Here is a 17,909-nt window from a genome sequence, read left to right as displayed (position 1 = left end):
GGCTTGCGCTCAGTCAAAGTTTCTCGCAATCACTTCTGTTACTGTCATTTCCGAAAATGATGAGTAAAATAACCTTATTCAGTTCGTATTTTACAAGTGATAGTTATGGGGTCATTACAAGATCAGCTTCTTAAAGCCGGGCTAACCAACGAGCACAAAGCTAAACTGGCCAAGTCGGAAAAGCGTAAAGCACAAAAGAAAAAGAAGAAAAAAGGCGCCACTAGCGACCAAAGTGATTTGCAAAAGCACATTGAGCAAACCAAACAAGCGCAGCAAGAAAAAGCTAATCAGCTGAATGAGCAGCGCCAAAAGGAGCTTAAAGAGCGAGAGCAGGTTGCACGGGTAAAACAAATTCTTGAACATCACAATCAAGATGAGATTCGCGGTGAGCTTACTTTCAACTTCACCTACGACAATAAAATTAAAGAAATCGATGTTAATGCACAAACCCAGCAGGCGCTGGCAAAAGGGCGCTTAGCTATTTGCGTATTAGAAGGCCAGTTTTATGTGCTGCAAGATGAGCCAGCCCGTAAAATAGCCGAGGTCGATGAAAAATATATTGTTTTCCATGTGGAAAATGAGGACGACCAAAAAGACGAGGACGATCCGTACGCAGACTACGAAGTACCTGATGATCTAATCTGGTAGTCAAAGGCGACGGCACGAGTACAGTCGTCGGTGGCGCTCAGTGTAGGTTAATTCTTAGTTGCTAGGTTTAAGAACATGGGTCTACACTCATTGTTAACATTTTATCTACCGTCAACATAAGAGTAACTACTATGAAAAAACTAACAAAAGTCCTTGTGGGAACTGGTGCCTTAGCATTATCGGCATTAACTATGAATGTTCATGCTGCCGATGGCAAAGCGCTTTACACCGAGAAAAACTGCCACACTTGCCACGGTGCCGATGGTAAAGCACCGATCATGCCTTTGTATCCTAAACTAGCAGGGCAGAACAAAGAGTATATGGTCGCGCAAATGAAAGATATTAAGTCTGGCAAGCGCAACAATGGCATGTCGGCGGCGATGAAAGCCATGGTAATGAACATCAGTGATGCGGAGTTTGAAGCCATTGCCGAATACCTTGCCAACGTAAAATAAGGTCATTATTTTAAAAAAGCCATCGTAGGTTTGCCTGCGGTGGCTTTTTTTATTGAATGACACCCTAGAAGCGTTTAGACTTCTATACATCTATTTTAAGTGGAGTAACTCATGAGTGTGATCCCGACATTACCCCCGTTAAGCGTACGCGATAAGGTCAGTGATCAGGAGTGGCGTTTGCGCGTTGATTTGGCGGCGTGTTATCGCTTAGTTGAGCATATGCGTTGGGGCGATTTAATTTACACCCATATGTCGGCGCGTATTCCCGGCACTGATGAGTACTTGGTGAATGCATTTGGCCTGAGTTTCGATGAGGTGACTGCCTCTAATTTAGTGAAGGTGAATCTGCAAGGCGATATTCTTGACGACACGCCCCATCAAATAAACCCAGCGGGCTTTACTATTCATAGCGCCATTCACGAGGTGCGCGATGATGCCCACTGTGTAATCCACTTGCATACCAAAGAAACCATCGCTGTAGCCAGTGTTAAGGGTGGCTTGCAGCCTTACAGCCAGCACTCTATGTTCTCATTGCCATCATTGTCGTACCACGAATACGAAGGGTTGGCAGTGAATGACGAGGAAAAGCAGCGCTTACAACAAGACTTAGGCACTACTAACCATATGTTGTTAGTGAACCACGGCGGGTTAACCGTCGGGCCAACGGTGGGCGATGCCTTTATGCGTTTCTATGACTTGCAGCGGGCGTGTGAAATTCAAGTAGCCATGCAAAGTATGAATCAGCCACCTACGCCTGTGCCTCAGGCTATTATCGATAATATTTATAATCAAGCGAATGTGGTCCACAGCGGCAGCACCGGCGGGCAAAAAGCGTGGCCAGCTATGCTTCGTAAAGCATACCGTCTTGACCCTAGCTTTGCTGAATAACAAGGATAAGCCATGAAAGTAAATCGTGTAGAAATATTTGATATTCACTGCCCAGAGCGCCCAGCTTGGACACCCGTATTTGTGCGTATTCACACCGATGAGGGGATCAGTGGTGTAGGTGAAGCAGGCTTGGCTTATGACTTGGGGCACAGCGCTGCAGCAGCGATGATCAAAGAAATGGCAGATGCATTTTTAATCGGTCATGACCCATTCCAAACGGAACTGTTATGGTCGCGGATGCTGCGTGAGAGCTTTTGGGGGCTCGGTGGCGGGCCGGTGGTCTATGCCGCCATGAGTGCGATAGATACTGCGCTTTGGGATATCAAGGGTAAAGCTTTGGGCTTACCTGTATACCAATTATTGGGCGGCAAGGTGAATGATGAACTGCGTACTTATGCGTCGCAGTTACAGTTTGACTGGGACAGCGAATTTAAGGCCCTAGTGCAGCCGCAAGAGTATGCGGAAGCGGCACTTAAGGCGATGGCGCAAGGCTACGATGCTGTGAAAGTGGACCCAATTCAATATGATAAACAGGGGAACACTTACTACGATCGCACTAAGATCATCGACCGTGGCGAGATGAAACTGTACCGCGCGCGGATGCAGGCCATTCGTGAAGCGGTGGGGGACGAGGTGGATATTATTTTTGAATGTCATAGCCTGCCCGGAGCCACATCGGCAATTCAGATTGGTGAAATCGCTGAAGAATTTGATTGTATGTACTACGAAGAGCCAGTGAATTACCTAAACCATTCTTTGCATGCAAAAGTGGCAGACAAAGTCGCCGTGCCCATCGCCGGTGGTGAGCGTTTATATAACCGCTGGGGTGTACGCCCTTACCTTGAAGATCAAAGTATTGACGTACTGCAACCGGATATTGGTTTGTGCGGTGGCTTTACCGAGACTAAAAAAGTCTGTGACTATGCCGATATCTTCGATGTGCGTATTCAAGCGCATGTGTGTGGCGGGCCAGTGGCTACGGCGGCGTCCTTGCATCTAGAAAGTGCGATTCCGAACTTTTTAATTCACGAGCACCACACCTATGCCATTAAAAAGTGGAACCGCGAGCTGTGTATTCAAGACCCGCAGCCAGTGAATGGCAAGTTTAAGGTCAGTGAAGCGCCAGGCATTGGCATTGAGCTTAATGATGAAGTAGTGATGCGCTCATCAAGAGTTGAAGTGAAATAGCTTCACTGGATACAAAAAGGGCCAGCCTATGCGCTGGCCCTTTTTGTTTTTACTGGCATTGCAGCTGTGGTGCCGCGACTAGGGTGTCGCTATTTAGGTGGTGGATATAACACTGGTCTTCATCGCGCATGAGCATAAAGCGATCGGGCATGGTGATTTGTTTGCCCATAATAGGGTTGCCTTGGCTATCGACCACATTGGGATGGCTCAGTACCAATGAGCTTTGCTGGGTGAATACGCCGCCACTGAGGCGCACCTTATCAGCGTCAAGGATGCGACTGATAATCTCAGCGACTTGCTCGTCTGCGGCATTGACCAGTAGGGTTTGCTTGAGCTGTGAGTCGCTGGTGCTATTGCAGCCGGTACTGGTAATAAACAGCATTGACGCTAGCAGGGTGGTGATTTTTTTAAGGGTCATCGTCGTTAGTCCTTTCTCACTGGCGTCATTATCCGGTTGTTTTGCAACTTGCTGTGCGTGCGGTTGTCGCCGATGGCGGCTGCTCCTGAGTTGGCCGCTGCATTGCTAACAGCATACCCTTTTAAGCCAGTTAAAGTGCTCGCTGCAGGGCAGTTACCGGTTGCGCGATAGCTAAGAGCAGCACTGAGCAAGGCCTCATTACGATCGCCGAGTAAATGATTAAAGTCATCGGCTACAGCGCAGCCTTGTACAAGCACTGGCGCGCGCTCGGTATTAGTAATATTCTGCGGCGCAAAGCCATCGGCATATTCGCCAAATCCTTTGTCATTGACGCCAGTAAATTGAATGGTGAAAAAGGTGGTATCGCAATTATCGGTAGGGTAAAAGCCATAAGGCTTGCCACAGGTGCCATCGCCAATGAGCACCACCTCAAAGTTACGGCTATCGGGAATACCCCGTAAGCCATTAATTAACGCTTCGCTGGCGGAGCACGTATTGCCGGTGGTGAGCACAAATACACGGTTCAAATTAAGACTTGGCAAGGCTGTGCCCGCACTGATGCCGGAGTCGGGGTCGAAGCCAATGTATTCGTCAATAAAAGGAAAGGGCGTTAAGGGATCGCCAGTTACCGGGTTTGTGTCTGGGTTTTTATCATTAAAAATAGTTTGCTCGAATATCACCCCGTTGGTGTTATTGCTACCTGCAATCATATACCCGAACTGAGCCGCCATGGCGAGAAAGCCACCACCGTTGTAGCGCATATCAACCACCAAGTCAGAAATATTGGCGCTGGCGAGTTGATTAACGGCATCAACTAACTGACGCTCGGCAGGTGCATTGTGATCATTAAACTGCATATAACCAACATTGCCAGTGCCGGTACTGAGTGTGCTCACCTTCATTACTGGGTCTTGGGTGAATTGCGCCGAGTCTAAGGTAATACGCTGTTGCTGGTTGGAGCCGCGCAGGGTGAAGGTAAACTGTGTTTCAACTCCTGTTTGCGTGGGGAACAAAGCGGCGTTAATGGCGTCGACATTGTCGCTATTGACAACATCCACGCCATTTACAGCGGCGATTTGCCAACCTCGCTCAATGCCTTGGGTGCTCGCATCAGTATTTGGCTCGCTGTAGGTCACCACGACCTCGCGCGGAGGAGTTGCCTTGACAACGCGAAAGTTAAAACCATAGCCTAACACACTGCCACTTTGCTGTTGTTGTTCCCATTCATCGGTGGGCAGGCTAAAGTGAAAGTTATCTTTGGGCGCACCGGACGCGGTGACGTCATTCGTTTTCAGTACATTGAAGTAGTCAATGACATCGGTGATGGACGCGGGATCGCGGTCTTCAATTTCATCGTACCAGAGGTAAGTTTCATTACTCCATGAGCGCAGCCAGTACTTTTGGTCTAGCGCAGCGCATTGGCCTTTAAATTGTTCGGAGTCAGCAAAAACACCGGCGACCCAACCTGTATCGGGGCTAGGGCCTGGAGATGTAGTATCGTCACTGCCACCCCCACAGCCATTTAAGGTAGCTATGATAGCGGTACATAAAGCCGTTCGAAAAGAATGTTTAATGATCATGGAATTTCGCCTTAGTGTTAGCCTGTAAGTAACTTTATATCAAAGCGTGTAAGACTGTAAAAAGAAAGTTAACTCTTATGATTTATATCGCTTTCTTTTAGTTAAAGCAGTGCATTATACGTTGCTTTGCATTAGCATTAGCGCGATAGTTAATACCCACTACGGACGTGGCTAAGAATAAGCGTAAGGTGTAATAGGTGAGAGCAAAACAAGTCTTTGCGATGGCTATGGTTTTAGCGTTGAGCGGTTGTGCATCAACCGACGAGCAGCTAGCGGATGCAGCGAAGTACCATGACTGGCAGCTTATGTCCGTTGATGGTGAAGATGTGCGCCATCATCAAGCCTCACTCAGCTTTATTGATGCTTTGCAGCTAAATGGCTTTTCCGGTTGCAATGACTTCTTTGCCGCCAGCAATATTCGCGAGCAACGCTTAGAAGTCACTAATCTGGGAATGACCTATAAACAATGTAACGCCGCATTGACAGGCACAGAGCAAGCACTATTGGCGACGTTGAAGTCAGCGCCGATTGTGCGCCTTGGCGAGCGTCAAATGACGCTGAGCGGCGAGCATGTGCTCACCTTCAAGCGCACCACACCTTAAGCGATAAGCGTTTCCAGTTCTTTGGCAACAAAAGGGCGCCCTTTGGCATTCACCGCCGTCCCTATTACTTTGGCCTGTAGGGCCACTTTGTCATCAGCACTGCGATAAACATTTTGCACAAAAGCAAATTTTAAGCGGCTTTCGCGCACAACCTCTACGGTAACGTAGAAATGATCCCCTGGCATAAGCGATGCCTTGTAATCCAGCTCGCTACGCAGCACCACCAAGTTGATTTTATCTCTCGCAAGCGCAGCAAAATCAACCCCTTGAGCGAGTAAAAACTCGTGACGAGCATGCTCTAAGTAGTTGAAATAAACACTGTTGTTAACAATTCCTTGAATATCACATTCGTAATCGCGTACTTTCATATCAATACGAAAGGTCATAATCTCAATTCCTATATTTTTATTTGGCGCTGATGCTAGTATGGGGATTACAGTACATCAAGGCGTAAATGAATATGAGTGAAATCGCTATTGTAACCGGTGGTAGTAAAGGAATTGGTCTGGCCATTGTCGAAAAGTTATTAGCGCAAGGGTATCGCGTCTATAACTTGGATATTGTCACGTCGGAGCAAGGCGAGTATCGCCATTGTGATATGCGCGATGTGCCTAGTGTAAAAGCGATCATTGCAGAGATATGCGAGCGTGAGCAAGGGGTTGATGTGTTGGTATGCAATGCGGGAATTCATCGCAGCGCCACCATAGAGCAGACCGATGAAGCGCTGCTGGATGAAGTTATCGCGCTCAACATAAAAGGTGCTTATGCGGCGACCCAAGCCGTGCTGCCCAGTATGCGCAGCGCTAATAAAGGGGCGATTGTTTATATTTCTTCTGACCAAGCACTGGTGGGTAAGCGCAACTCCTTCGCCTACAGCCTATCGAAATCTGCATTGGCTTCGATGGCGAAAACCACCGCACTGGATTACGCCGAGTTTGGCATTCGGGCCAATGCGGTGTGTCCAGGTACCATAGAAACGCCGTTGTTCCACAATGCCATCGACAACTACTGCCAGCGCAGTGGCGCTAACAAAGAAGAAGTGGTGGCGCAGGAGTCAGCGATGCAGCCGTTGGGGCGACTCGGGCAAGCCCATGAAGTGGCGAGCCTAGTGGCATTTTTAGCCAGCGATGAAGCTGGGTTTATCACCGGATCACTGCAGGTGATCGACGGTGGTTACACGGCCCAGTAAATGTCGCAGCGCCTGTTTGACCCTCATGTGCACTTGTTTGACCTTAGCCGAGGTGATTATCACTGGTTAAGGCGCAAAGGACCGCCATTTTGGCCGCAAAAACAGGCTATTACGCGCAATTTTAAGCAACAGGATTTGCACCTTAAGGAGCCGTTGCAACACTGCGGCGCGGTGCATATTGAAGCCGGTTTTGACAATGCTGAACCCGCTCGAGAGCTACAGTGGTTGGCTGCCACGGGATTTACTGGGGCCGCCATTAGTCATGCCGTGATTGACCTGGCCCCTGCTGCTTTTGCTGAGGCATTAGCTAAGTTAAAACATCCCCTATTGCGTGGTATTCGTGATATCACCGAAGGCGCAGATGGAGCGCGATTACTTAACCCCCATTGCATCGACAACGCCGCGCTGTTAGCAGAGCAAGGGCTTATTTTTGAGGCGCAATTTACACTTGCTGATAACCAATTATGTAAACGTCTTATTGAGTTGGCCACTGCTGTGCCGACTATCAACATAGTCATTAATCATTGTGGCTTGGTGAGTGTGGATGGGTGGTCATTATGGCAAGACAACCTAGCGTTATTGCGTCGCTGTGACAACATCTTGATCAAATGCAGTGGCTGGGAAATGTTGTATCCGCATAAGTCAGTGCAGTGGCAGCAGCAGGTTATTAGGTGTTGTATTAACGCGCTGGGCGCTGAACGGGTGATGCTCGCCAGTAACTTTCCCCTGTGTTTAATGCAGCAAAGTTATCATCAGGTGTGGCAGGGGTACGCCGATATGGTGTTGCCGCAAAAGCACAAACTTATGCACGATAATGCTTGGCAGCTTTATCACTAGCCATAAAAAAGCCTCTCATTGAGAGGCTTTAGTCAACAAGGTAGGGGATGAGCCTACTCGTTTAGAAGCTGTATTGGGCTCCAAGATAGACAAACCGGCCAACACCACCGCCATATTCACTATCAAAGTTGCCGACGCCATGCTCGACATTATCGCCTGTGTAAGGAATAAACGGGCCTTGGTCGTCAAAAATATTATTTACCCCAGCAAATAGGCGCACGTCCTGATCCCCTTGCAATGCGAGGTTATAAGAAAGCGAGATATCATGGGTGATATAAGAGGGGTAATATAGATATTTTGGCTGCTCTGGATTTTCGACACAGCTATCATCGCCGGCGGCACAACTTGCGGCATTCTCGGCAAAGAGTTCGCGCATGTCTTCAACGCGGTCATGGCTATCAACAATGTCGCTTTTATACTTGGTGGTCCAACGTACTCGTAAGTCTTCATAAGACCAAGTAAGTGAAGCGCGGGCTTTGTCGGTGAAAATGCCAGAATCTAGCTCACCATCGTAGCGATTGACCACGGTGCCGTCGTTACCTTCATAGGTAATGCTGTACTCGGTGACGTGGTTCCAATCGAGCTTTAAGCGCAGACTACCGTACTCGGGCAAGTCGTAACGGTAGTTGATGGCAATGTCATAGCCCCGAGTACGAGTTTCGCTGAGGTTAAATACACGCTGCAAAATTTGTGTGATTTGACCATCACTGTCACGGGTAATGTCGCCACAAAAGCTATTATTCTCTCCAAAGGGCACCGAGGCTGAGGCATAACACTCTTGGAGAATATCTTCATTGCCAATTTGTTCGATGGAGTCACTGATTTGAATATCATAATAATCGAACGACATGCCTAAATTAGGAGCGAAATCCGGCTGAATGGTTAACCCTAACGTGTAGGTGTCGGCGGTTTCTTCTTTGAGCAGTTCGTTACCAGTGTTAGGTGAGTAGCCGCTGTTTTCATCTTCAAACACGCCTTCGTTTGCAATCGCTTGGGCAATTCCCGCTTCTTGGCGACAGGCATCATGACCAAGCTCTGTGGAGGTTGCTGTTACGCCATCACAAATATCGCTGAAGCTATCAAAGTCACCGCGTGGTGGCGACATTAGCTCAGTAATGTTCGGGGCTCGCTGTGCTCGAGAGTAGTTGGCACGAACCATATAACCTGAGGCTGGCACCCAGCTAAACCCTGCGCGGTAACTCGCCATGGTATCTATGCCTTCTGGGCTATAGTTGGCAATGCGTAGCGAGGTTTCTAAATCCAGAGATTTTGCTAAAGTTGCATCTTTAATTAAGGGGATGGAGGCCTCGGCAAAGGCTTCATAAATATCCATATCACCTGAGAAGGTCGGCACAACGTTAAAAGTTACGCCGCCATATCGCTGCTCTTTATTGGTGATCACATCTTGGGTATCGCGGCGGTACTCAAAGCCAAAAGCAGTCGCCACTGGGCCAGCTGGCATCTCGAATAGATCGCCCGTCATATAGCCTTGCACGTTTAGCTGAGTAATATCTGTGGTGATCACGGGAGTGGCCCGGATCCAATCCGCCATCTCTGGTGTAATCGAACCAATACCGAAAATATTCAGCGGTACACAGCCCTCGGCTCGTGCATCGGCATCTTTACATTGCACCGTGCCATCAGCCAGACGCTCAGAGGCGAGGGCTTGGCGTACACGCACGGTATTTAGCTCATTAAGGCGCTTTTGTTTTTGCTCAAAGGTGCCATAGCCTACCGAAACATCCCAGTTCCACTCATCATTAAAGGCCGTGCCTTTTAAGCCTGCCCAGCTACGAATCGTTTCTCGGCTGTTATCTGTGGTCACTGGGCCGACTTCGGCAAAGCGGCGATCCCAGTTGATACGGCCTTTCGCATTATCGCGAATTTCATCGGGCAAGAAGGGGTTATCAAGCTCAATATACCCTGGGCTAATTTCGCCTGCAGCGCCCGTTAATGGGTCGAGAATGAGTGCATCAGCGCCTTCGTATTCGTCCTCTGGCGATTTCACATTGCGGGAACCGGTTTTGCTGTATTGCACTTGCGCATAGCCGCGAACACTGTCATTCAAATCGTAATCAAGTTTAAGGGCGGCGGCGAAGCGATCATTGGGGACTTTAATCTTATCGAACATCTCATAGTTGATACCATCGCGCTCTTCATTCCAGCCACTTTGTAAGCCATCAGCGGTGTAGTAGTAGCCTCCGTCAGCGGCATCTAATCCTTCTTCGAATACCCCGCCATAGGTACCATCGCTGCGCTCTCGCCAATCGGCTTGAGTGATGTCGCGCATACATTGGTCACCATCGATGGTGTTCATGGCATTACACATTTTACTGGCGAGGTAATCATAACTGGCCTCAATAGCTGCTCGGTCACGGTCCTCCCAATTAATGCCAAATTGACGATCCCATGTGGCGCTAAAAAAGCCGTAGCCTTGGCTATTAGCAAAGGTAAAGCCATGCTCGGCATCCAGGGTAAACTCGTCGCCACCGCCTTCATGCGTGGTGCCGCCGCGCACTTTAATTTCGCTGCCGACTTTATCTGTTTGGGTGATGATGTTAACCACCCCGGCTATGGCATCAGAGCCGTAAACGGCTGAAGCACCACCGGAAATGACTTCAACACGTTGCACCATACCAGAAGGAATGGTGCCAAGGCTGATATAGTTGCCGCTGTAGCTGTTGGAGACGACGCGACGGCCATCGATCAGGGTTAAGGTGCGGTCAGTGCCTAAGTCTCGCAGGTTTATGGTGGATAACCCGGTATTTTGTACACTAGATTGGCTGTTAGTGTTACTGAATGATTCACTGATCGCGGGTATTTGATCGACTAATATCTCAGATAATGAGCCAAGCCCAGTGTCGTTTAGTTCGTCTTTACCGACGCTGACAATGGGTGAAGGCGTGTCAAAATTGGTACGACGTAGTCGTGACCCAGTGACGATGATTTTTTCAACTTCTTCTGGCTGTTCAACGGTGGCGGGCGTAGCGTTATTTTGTCGCGCTACTTGTTGCTCGTTAGCCACTGCATAGCTGCTAAAACAGGCGCTAATTGCTGCCGCGACTAGACACTTTTTAAGTGGGGTTTTGGAGTAAGACACGATTGTTCCCTTTATTATTATATTCGAGGCGCTGCCGCAGCGTCTTAAACCAATAACTGGGGGGAAATCAGTTTGCCTGCGCGGCAGCGATGGGTCTTTAATTATGTGTAATATGACAGTGGTTAATTACATGTAACCGTTGTAATTTGATTGCTGACAACTAGCAAACAAGGGAGCCTCTTTTATCAACCTTTTTTATATCTATTAAATATCTATTCCTTAAAAATCATATGGTTAATTTTGTTTCTCGACCCTTTATCGCAAACGGCTTGGTTAACTAAAGTGAATCACTGTAGACTGCAAAAGTGGATAGGTTGGCTTTTTGGGTTGTATAGAATTAGTGCAGTTTGGCAAGGAATTTTTAATAGGTGCGTGTCATATAGATGTAAGCCGTTGCATTATTACATGTGGGCAGAATAGTCATGCGTTGCAGCCCAAATTCATGGAATTATTATGCTATCTAGCCGAGCGCTATCCTGAGCCTGTCAGTCGTGACGAGTTAATTACGCATATTTGGCAAGGCAACGCCTATGTAGGCAAAAAAGCACTCACTAATGCTATCTGGCATCTGCGTAGTGCCTTTAAACAATGCGATGCGCAGCATGAATACATTGAAACATTGCGCAAAACGGGTTATCGCTTGTGTATTTCGCCGCAGGCACAAGAGCCAAAGCAAACACAGACAAAGTCGCTTAAACGCCCGTTAGCTTTGATTTTCTTAGGTGTTATGGCTCTGTCTGCGATGATTTTTTTCTGGTGGCCGCAACCGGCAGCTAAAATAGCGCAGGCGAGTAGTACTAAAATCACCGATGAGTTAGGGCGTGAACTCTTCCCCAGTGTATCGCCCGATGGTCAATGGCTGTTGTACTCGTGGCGCCGTCTTGGCCAACCCACCAACCTTTACAAACAAAGCTTATTAGCACCGGAGCAAAGTGCACAGGCAATTACGCAAAGCCCGTATCGTGAAAGTCGTGGGGTATTTAGCGCTGATATGCATTCATTATTTTACTACCGTAAGGGCAAGGATATCGGCTGCCAAGTGGTGCAACATTCTTTGCTTAATAACAAGGTGCAGATACTAGATCAGTGTTTAAGTAAAGGCAGTGCTGATGTTGCTATCTCGAAAGATGGTCACACATTAGCGTATATCGGCTTGAGTGCCGATGGTACTACTAACATTGCTTATTTGCGTGATTTGCGCACCGGTAGCAAGCGGCCTTTGAGCTGCATCCATGAGCCTTGCCAGTTTCGTGATGAAGCATTAGCTTTATCGCCGGATGCCTCGCAGGTGGTGGTTAGCCGCAACTATGACTCAGGCCATGAAGAGTTAGTCTTGATCAACACCACCAGCGGCGAGCAACAGCAACTCACATCAGGCTTTCTCGATGTGCGTGGTGTGGCATGGCATCCTTTGCTATCTCGGCTTACTTTTTCTGTTATTGAACAAGGGCGTCGTCAAGGTTATCACTTGCATTTGCCCAGTGGACAATTACAAGCCCTCGATTTACCTGGCTTTAGCTATCCGCATTATGGGCCAGATGGTGCCTTATATTACCACCGTTGGCGCATTCCTAAATCGATTGTGAGGTTGAGTCTAGACGCCGATGTGGCCTCAACTCCTTTCCCCTTGCTGCTAGGTGAGCACAGTGTGCGCTATCCCGCATACAGCGAACAAGCCAAAAAAATAGTGTTTGTCTCCAATGAGTCAGGCTTTGATGAGCTATGGAGTGCCGAGGTCGACGGCAGCAATCGCCGCCAACTCACGCATTTGCAGATGACCGCAGAGGACCCGAGCTGGTCTCATGATGGCCGCTATATTGCCTTTAATGCCTTCAGTGAACACAGTAATCATTTGTATATCTATGATATGCACAGTGGCCGCGCTCAGCAGCTAGAGGTGTCGCTTAATTATTTTGGGCGTCCTACGTGGTCTCTAGACAACCATCACCTTTATGTTTCTGACCAGAAGCAACTTTATAGCATTGATTTGAACACCCTGAGCGTGCAGGTGCTGACTCAAGATGGCGGCGCTTATGCAATGGCGATGGATGAGCAGACCTTGATATATGCCAAACCTCAAGGTAAGCGATTGTACTTACTTAACTTAAGCGATGGCACTTCGGCACCGCTGACCGAGGAGGTGCTCTTGTCGGGCGCCTACGGATGGCATTATCACAATGAAAAGGTGTACTTCTTTAAAGTTAATCGCGCCGATTATCGTATTAGTCGCTACGATATGGCCACGAATGAGGTGACCGATGTGATCAGGGTGCAAGAGCGCGGCTTCTCTCGTAATTTGGGAATGAGCTTTGTGCCGCACAAGAATTGGCTGCTGTACAGTGCCTATAAAGACCCGCAAATTGACATTATGGTATATCGCTAACGGCCAAAGGTGAGGCGAGAATCGAATACTCGCCTCACCTGTCTTGGTCCGTATTACCCTTTACAGTATATATCTGGCTCTAGATCACGTACATCGACGCTGAGACAATCTGATTCGCGACAATAGGTGCGTAGACACTCTAATAAGTGATTGCTGAGTTGCTGTTTCTGTATGGGCGAGCGTCCCGCCATAATGTAAGCACAGATGTGAATGAAGCCTTCTTTGTTTTCGCCAAGTTGATAATGGCGATAGGCGATGGCCCGCGTCTTAATCGCATCTAATTCAAAAAGGCCACTGGAAAAGGTGGCTTGGTGTACTTTTTCTACCAGTACCTGGGGGAGTACAGGCAAATCTTCTGAGTGTTCTACAACAATGTGTGGCATGGCTGAACTCGTTAAAATCGCATACTAAATGCCAAGCTGGTATTGAATTGGTTTAGCACATCTCCATCAAAATGCCAGAGGCATTGATCATTTGGATCATTGCTAATGGTGCAATTAAAGTCGCTGTCATTATTAATAATGGTCGCTAACCAGCGCACCTCGAACATAAGCTGAGCGTTGTCGGTGACATGATAGCCAGCGCCAGTGAATAACCCGGTGGCAAAGTAGGTATCGCTGCTTAACCATTCGGGGTCGACATTCGCGGCGCCAATTTGAGCCCCAAAGTAACCCGTTGTCGAGCTCGCTAGGGGATATTCTACGGCACTTTGAAACATATAGTGTTGAATATTTACTTGGCGCTCATTATTCCCTTGAATATCGCTCTTGTTGGCTGAGTAATAAAAGCCATAGCGGGCATCGGTAATGGTTCTATCGATACTAAACGCAAAGTGATTGGCATCTTCAAGGTCGATATCGGCGCCTTCTTTGGTTTCTAAGCTTTGACTAAATGATTGACCACCATAAAGGGTCACGGCTACATCGGCGGCAGCAACGCTGCTAAATAGGGTCGTGGCTAACAACAATGAGCGAGTGATCATAAGGGCTCTCCTTGAGCGTTAGTGTGACATCGATAGCTGAGCCATATCGCTGATGGCTATCATTTTTTACCCAAGTTGATATGCTTGCAGTTAACGACATAAGTTGCAATAAAAAATTACATGTTAAGTTGGTTAAAACCCTCGCCGTTACTGACCGAGAGCGAACAGCAGTGGCTGCTTGATGCCTTTTTATGGGCCTTCGAACATTTTGATGCGGATTACTTTCGCAATCACAGTCGCTTAGTGCAGCCCAGTAATGAATTTTTCCAGGGGCAAAGTAGCAGTACAGAGCAAATGGCGGCGCAAGTATTTGCCCAAGTCAAAGCGCACAGTGGCTTGCAAAATTGGCCTATTCAATTACTCGGTCCGGGGCAGATGCCAGAGCAGCAATTTCCGCTGATGCGTTTCAGTGGGGCTTTACGAGGCGAGCAAGCGCACTGTGTTGAGCATAGTCATGCGATCTTTGTGTCTTATAACCCGCAGCAAATTAATCAACCTCAAGACTTAATCGCCAGTTATGCCCAAGCATTTGCACGCATTATGATTTATCAGCGTGGGGTATTGCCACCCGGTGGCGAAGCCATGATAGGTGCCGCTACTGAGGTAGTGGCCAGCTTCTTTGGTTTTGGCGTGATGCTTAGCAACACCGTCTATCAGTTCCGTGGCGGCTGTGGCAAGTGTTACAACCCCTACGCTAATCGCGCCAGTGAGCTTTCTGAGCAGCAACATGTGTTTTTACTGGCGTTATTTTGTTTTATCAAAGGGGAAAAGCAAGGCACCGCACACTTGAAAGGACACTTGCGCAGTTATTATAAAAAAGCGCATAAGATTATCAGCACACTGGCCAATCATAGTCCGAACCCGATGTTGCTATCCTTGCTGAGCAAGGAGCAAGTATGAGCTATTGGCCGGAATTTTTAGCGATTGCCAGTGCCCACTTCTTTGCCGTTGCCAGTCCCGGTCCTGACTTTGCCGTAGTACTGCGTCAAAGTGTACGTTTTGGTCGCGATAATGCACTTATTACCAGCGCTGGGGTGGGCGCGGGTATTCTCGTACACATTATTTACTGCCTCGTAGGTGTGGCATTACTTATCTCGCAGGCTCCTGATTTATTTAATTTGCTTAAATACATGGCAGCCGCTTATTTGGCATACATGGGTATTCAGGCTTTACGTCATGCGAAACCGGGGCAAGTTGAGCAAGTTCACCCTACTACCACGCAGCCTGCAGAGTCATTTATAGTGGCCTTTCGCCGTGGTTTTTTAACCAATGCGTTAAACCCCAAGGCAACGGTGTTTTTTTTATCGTTATTTACCCTAGTGATCTCAATCGATACGCCTAAATGGGTGCAACTTGGCTACGGGCTCTATATGGCACTGGCGACTTGGGCGTGGTTTTCTTTTTTATCCATTATGCTGACACGGGCACGGGTGCGCACATTCTTCCTTGCTAAGGGGTTTTGGTTTGACCGTGCCATCGGCGTAGTACTTCTACTATTAGCGACACAAGTGGTGCTTTTATGACACAGTTTTATTTTGCCTTTGGCTCAAATATGTCACTTCACCGTATTCGCGCTCGCCTGCCAGGGGCTGAGCGCATTGGCGTAGCAGAACTCAAAGGCCACCGTCTTGATTTTGATATGCTCAGTCTGGATGGTTCTGGAAAATGTACGATTCATCCCAGTGACGATGAATCCGTGTATGGGGTTGTGTGGCAATTAAGTGAGCACGAACAAGGTATTTTGCACGATATCGAAGGGCCGCGTTATGACATTGAAACTCGCACGGTCACTCTTATCGACAGCGATGAGCAAGTGCAGGTGTTTTGTTACATTGCCAATACCTTAGATAAAGTTGCGCTGCCGTTTGATTGGTATGTTCAGCATGTGTATTACGGCGCCCGTGAAGCTCAGCTACCGGAGCATTATGTGAACGCTATTAAAACCAGGGCCAGCGTAGAGGATTTAAATCGCGAACGGCATTTACGGGAAACACAGATGTATAACAAGGAACAAAAATGAAACTGAAAACATTGTTAGCTTCGAGTGCGCTATTCGCCGCTCTGCACCTACCTAATTCGGCCTCGGCAGCACTTGATAAAGATAAAATAACCGCCGCTATTGAGCACTCTATGGCCCGATTTGATGTGCCGGGTATGGCTGTGGCCGTCGTCGAAGATGGCGAAATGGTGTATGCCCAGGGTTTTGGTGTGCGCCATATTCAAAGCCAAGAGCCAGTGACTAGCGAGACCTTGTTTGGCATTGCCTCCAATACCAAAGCTTTTACCAGTGCGGCGCTCGCAATGCTGGTAGATGAAGGCAAGTTGGACTGGGATGATAAGGTGCAAACACATCTGCCGGAGTTTCGTTTGCACGATCCGTATGCATCGGCGCATATGACTATTCGCGACCTGTTGAGTCACCGTAGCGGATTGGGGCTCGGGCAGGGCGACTTAATGATTTGGCCAGACACTAATAAATCGGTGGCGGATATTCTCGCCGGGCTAAAGCATTTAAAACCAAAGTCGAGCTTTCGTAGTCAATATGCCTACAACAACTTAATGTTTGTTACCGCCGGTGAAGTGGTGGCACGAGTCAGTGGTATGAGTTGGCAAGATTATATTGAACAGAAGATTCTCTCACCGCTTGAGATGACCCGCTCACGCGCCGGGTTCTCGCGTATTGCACCAGACAATACTAACTATGCTACCGGGCACATTCCTTTAGATGGCAAGCTGCACCCGTTTTTCGTCAATTACCTTGAAGACTTTCGTGGTGCCGGCGCAATAGCTTCCAATGTTGAAGAGATGAGCTCGTGGTTAAATACTCAGCTCAATGGCGGCACAATGGCTAATGGCGAGCAACTTTTCAGTGAAAAGCAGCAACGTGAGATGTGGTTACCGCATATTAACCGCGCCGTGTCGAAAAAAGCTTTTGCCGACTCGCGCCGTCAATTCAGTGGCTATGGTTTAGGGTGGTCGATTGTTGACTATCACGGTTACAAGCGTGTTGGCCATGGTGGCGGCATTCTTGGCATGGTCTCTCAGGTTTCTTTGATCCCTGAAGAAAAGCTCGGTGTTGTGGTGTTATCAAACCAGCAGGCGTTTTCGGCTTTATCAGCGGTGACCGAGGAAATTTTTGAGCAAGCGCTGGAGCTAGAAGATAAAGACTGGGTCGAAATTTACGCTGAACAGCACTTTAGCCGCAAGGAAAAAGCCTATGCTTCAGCTAAACCAGCCATGGTGGAAGATTACCAACAGGCATTGCCTAATCATTATTATACCGGCACTTTGCACGATGCTTGGTACGGCGATGTGATTATCGAAGAAGTAGGCGGCCAGTTGCGTATCGATTTTACCCATACTAAACGCTTAAAAGGGCAGCTCAAGCATCACAGTGGCAACACCTTCATCGTTAAGTGGGACGAGCCATTGCTTGAAGCCGATGCTTTTATCGAATTTACCATGGGTAGCGATAATACGCTAAAGTCAGCCTCTATGCGTGCGGTGGCACCACAGGTGACAGACTTTAGCTTCGACTTCCGTAATTTAGATTTACGAGCCACAGAGCAGTAAAACCGTGATAATAAGGCACCTAAGGGTGCCTTGTTCATTATAAGACTAAAGGAGAAAAGCGCATTG

At 48.1% G+C, this 17,909-nt stretch carries 18 protein-coding genes; 12 read left to right on the top strand and 6 right to left on the bottom strand.

The window, feature by feature from the left end; translation table 11 throughout:
• Nucleotides 1–105 precede the first annotated feature (105 nt).
• From MHM93_RS05615 to MHM93_RS05600, 4 genes are all read left to right on the top strand, one after another.
• Complete coding sequence (locus tag MHM93_RS05615) at nucleotides 106–648, top strand: DUF2058 domain-containing protein (protein WP_151173235.1); 543 nt, start codon at nucleotides 106–108, stop codon at nucleotides 646–648.
• A 131-nt stretch (nucleotides 649–779) separates the two neighbouring features.
• Complete coding sequence (locus MHM93_RS05610) at nucleotides 780–1,103, top strand: cytochrome c (protein WP_045980550.1); 324 nt, start codon at nucleotides 780–782, stop codon at nucleotides 1,101–1,103.
• 120 nt (nucleotides 1,104–1,223) lie between these two features.
• Nucleotides 1,224–1,991 (top strand): class II aldolase/adducin family protein, encoded by a 768-nt coding sequence (locus tag MHM93_RS05605; protein WP_130148805.1) that lies wholly within the window; start codon nucleotides 1,224–1,226, stop codon nucleotides 1,989–1,991.
• A 12-nt stretch (nucleotides 1,992–2,003) separates the two neighbouring features.
• On the top strand, nucleotides 2,004–3,179 hold the full coding sequence (locus MHM93_RS05600) for a mandelate racemase/muconate lactonizing enzyme family protein (protein WP_239448319.1): 1,176 nt from the start codon (nucleotides 2,004–2,006) through the stop codon (nucleotides 3,177–3,179).
• A 49-nt stretch (nucleotides 3,180–3,228) separates the two neighbouring features.
• Here MHM93_RS05600 and MHM93_RS05595 read toward each other — a convergent pair whose 3' ends face one another.
• Both MHM93_RS05595 and MHM93_RS05590 read right to left on the bottom strand, forming a co-directional pair.
• On the bottom strand, nucleotides 3,229–3,597 hold the full coding sequence (locus MHM93_RS05595; protein WP_045980552.1) for a hypothetical protein: 369 nt from the start codon (nucleotides 3,595–3,597) through the stop codon (nucleotides 3,229–3,231).
• 5 nt (nucleotides 3,598–3,602) lie between these two features.
• The gene (locus MHM93_RS05590; protein ID WP_239448318.1) at nucleotides 3,603–5,177 is read right to left on the bottom strand and encodes a S41 family peptidase; all 1,575 of its coding nucleotides are present in this window, start codon (nucleotides 5,175–5,177) and stop codon (nucleotides 3,603–3,605) included.
• A gap of 197 nt (nucleotides 5,178–5,374) precedes the next feature.
• Here MHM93_RS05590 and MHM93_RS05585 point away from each other — a divergent pair, with 197 nt between their 5' ends.
• Nucleotides 5,375–5,779 (top strand): META domain-containing protein, encoded by a 405-nt coding sequence (locus MHM93_RS05585; RefSeq protein ID WP_239408574.1) that lies wholly within the window; start codon nucleotides 5,375–5,377, stop codon nucleotides 5,777–5,779.
• Here the strand turns inward: MHM93_RS05585 and MHM93_RS05580 are convergent.
• Complete coding sequence (locus tag MHM93_RS05580) at nucleotides 5,776–6,165, bottom strand: acyl-CoA thioesterase (protein WP_022945901.1); 390 nt, start codon at nucleotides 6,163–6,165, stop codon at nucleotides 5,776–5,778. The two genes, MHM93_RS05585 and MHM93_RS05580, sit on opposite strands and share 4 nt — an antisense overlap.
• A gap of 74 nt (nucleotides 6,166–6,239) precedes the next feature.
• Here MHM93_RS05580 and MHM93_RS05575 point away from each other — a divergent pair, with 74 nt between their 5' ends.
• Nucleotides 6,240–6,968 (top strand): SDR family NAD(P)-dependent oxidoreductase, encoded by a 729-nt coding sequence (locus tag MHM93_RS05575; RefSeq protein ID WP_045980555.1) that lies wholly within the window; start codon nucleotides 6,240–6,242, stop codon nucleotides 6,966–6,968.
• Nucleotides 6,969–7,805: an amidohydrolase family protein gene (locus MHM93_RS05570; RefSeq protein ID WP_239448317.1), complete on the top strand. Its 837-nt coding sequence runs from the start codon at nucleotides 6,969–6,971 to the stop codon at nucleotides 7,803–7,805. It begins immediately after the preceding gene.
• Between the two features lie 61 nt (nucleotides 7,806–7,866).
• Here MHM93_RS05570 and MHM93_RS05565 read toward each other — a convergent pair whose 3' ends face one another.
• Nucleotides 7,867–10,905 carry a TonB-dependent receptor gene (locus tag MHM93_RS05565; protein WP_239448316.1) on the bottom strand — a complete coding sequence of 1,013 codons (3,039 nt, stop codon included), beginning with the start codon at nucleotides 10,903–10,905 and terminating at the stop codon, nucleotides 7,867–7,869.
• Nucleotides 10,906–11,245: 340 nt separating this feature from the next.
• Here MHM93_RS05565 and MHM93_RS05560 point away from each other — a divergent pair, with 340 nt between their 5' ends.
• Nucleotides 11,246–13,288, top strand: a complete 2,043-nt coding sequence (locus tag MHM93_RS05560; protein ID WP_343224154.1) for a winged helix-turn-helix domain-containing protein — start codon at nucleotides 11,246–11,248, stop codon at nucleotides 13,286–13,288.
• Between the two features lie 53 nt (nucleotides 13,289–13,341).
• Here MHM93_RS05560 and MHM93_RS05555 read toward each other — a convergent pair whose 3' ends face one another.
• Both MHM93_RS05555 and MHM93_RS05550 read right to left on the bottom strand, forming a co-directional pair.
• A complete protein-coding gene (locus MHM93_RS05555; protein ID WP_239448314.1) occupies nucleotides 13,342–13,671 on the bottom strand; it encodes a 5-carboxymethyl-2-hydroxymuconate Delta-isomerase in 330 nt (109 codons plus the stop codon).
• 11 nt (nucleotides 13,672–13,682) lie between these two features.
• A complete protein-coding gene (locus MHM93_RS05550) occupies nucleotides 13,683–14,270 on the bottom strand; it encodes an outer membrane beta-barrel protein (RefSeq protein WP_022945895.1) in 588 nt (195 codons plus the stop codon).
• Nucleotides 14,271–14,390: 120 nt separating this feature from the next.
• On the opposite strand from MHM93_RS05550, the gene MHM93_RS05545 reads away from it, so the two are divergent.
• Genes MHM93_RS05545 through MHM93_RS05530 form a run of 4 tightly spaced genes read left to right on the top strand, consistent with a single transcriptional unit; the run spans nucleotide 14,391 to nucleotide 17,843 of the window.
• The gene (locus MHM93_RS05545; protein ID WP_022945894.1) at nucleotides 14,391–15,170 is read left to right on the top strand and encodes a hypothetical protein; all 780 of its coding nucleotides are present in this window, start codon (nucleotides 14,391–14,393) and stop codon (nucleotides 15,168–15,170) included.
• Nucleotides 15,167–15,793 carry a LysE family transporter gene (locus MHM93_RS05540; protein WP_239448313.1) on the top strand — a complete coding sequence of 209 codons (627 nt, stop codon included), beginning with the start codon at nucleotides 15,167–15,169 and terminating at the stop codon, nucleotides 15,791–15,793. Before MHM93_RS05545 ends, MHM93_RS05540 begins: the two co-directional genes overlap by 4 nt.
• A complete protein-coding gene (locus tag MHM93_RS05535) occupies nucleotides 15,790–16,290 on the top strand; it encodes a gamma-glutamylcyclotransferase family protein (protein WP_239448312.1) in 501 nt (166 codons plus the stop codon). Before MHM93_RS05540 ends, MHM93_RS05535 begins: the two co-directional genes overlap by 4 nt.
• Nucleotides 16,287–17,843, top strand: coding sequence for a serine hydrolase (locus MHM93_RS05530; protein WP_239448311.1), 1,557 nt, complete (start codon nucleotides 16,287–16,289; stop codon nucleotides 17,841–17,843). The genes MHM93_RS05535 and MHM93_RS05530 overlap by 4 nt, the downstream gene beginning before the upstream one ends.
• The last annotated feature ends 66 nt before the right edge of the window (nucleotides 17,844–17,909 follow it).

This window comes from Pseudoalteromonas sp. MM17-2, assembly GCF_022347945.1.
Lineage (GTDB): Bacteria > Pseudomonadota > Gammaproteobacteria > Enterobacterales > Alteromonadaceae > Pseudoalteromonas > Pseudoalteromonas ruthenica.
The sequence above is the reverse complement of the archived record's forward strand: the minus strand, read 5'-3'. Positions and strand labels throughout refer to the sequence as shown.

Bases quoted from the DNA above. Each gene is read 5' to 3' on its own strand.
- MHM93_RS05570 (WP_239448317.1), top strand. From the start codon at position 6,969: ATGTCGCAGCGCCTGTTTGACCCTCATGTGCACTTGTTTGACCTTAGC.
- MHM93_RS05540 (WP_239448313.1), top strand. From the start codon at position 15,167: ATGAGCTATTGGCCGGAATTTTTAGCGATTGCCAGTGCCCACTTCTTT.
- MHM93_RS05610 (WP_045980550.1), top strand. From the start codon at position 780: ATGAAAAAACTAACAAAAGTCCTTGTGGGAACTGGTGCCTTAGCATTA.
- MHM93_RS05590 (WP_239448318.1), bottom strand. From the start codon at position 5,177: ATGATCATTAAACATTCTTTTCGAACGGCTTTATGTACCGCTATCATA.
- MHM93_RS05550 (WP_022945895.1), bottom strand. From the start codon at position 14,270: ATGATCACTCGCTCATTGTTGTTAGCCACGACCCTATTTAGCAGCGTT.
- MHM93_RS05600 (WP_239448319.1), top strand. From the start codon at position 2,004: ATGAAAGTAAATCGTGTAGAAATATTTGATATTCACTGCCCAGAGCGC.
- MHM93_RS05595 (WP_045980552.1), bottom strand. From the start codon at position 3,597: ATGACCCTTAAAAAAATCACCACCCTGCTAGCGTCAATGCTGTTTATT.
- MHM93_RS05580 (WP_022945901.1), bottom strand. From the start codon at position 6,165: ATGACCTTTCGTATTGATATGAAAGTACGCGATTACGAATGTGATATT.
- MHM93_RS05575 (WP_045980555.1), top strand. From the start codon at position 6,240: ATGAGTGAAATCGCTATTGTAACCGGTGGTAGTAAAGGAATTGGTCTG.
- MHM93_RS05535 (WP_239448312.1), top strand. From the start codon at position 15,790: ATGACACAGTTTTATTTTGCCTTTGGCTCAAATATGTCACTTCACCGT.
- MHM93_RS05545 (WP_022945894.1), top strand. From the start codon at position 14,391: ATGTTAAGTTGGTTAAAACCCTCGCCGTTACTGACCGAGAGCGAACAG.
- MHM93_RS05615 (WP_151173235.1), top strand. From the start codon at position 106: ATGGGGTCATTACAAGATCAGCTTCTTAAAGCCGGGCTAACCAACGAG.
- MHM93_RS05530 (WP_239448311.1), top strand. From the start codon at position 16,287: ATGAAACTGAAAACATTGTTAGCTTCGAGTGCGCTATTCGCCGCTCTG.
- MHM93_RS05555 (WP_239448314.1), bottom strand. From the start codon at position 13,671: ATGCCACACATTGTTGTAGAACACTCAGAAGATTTGCCTGTACTCCCC.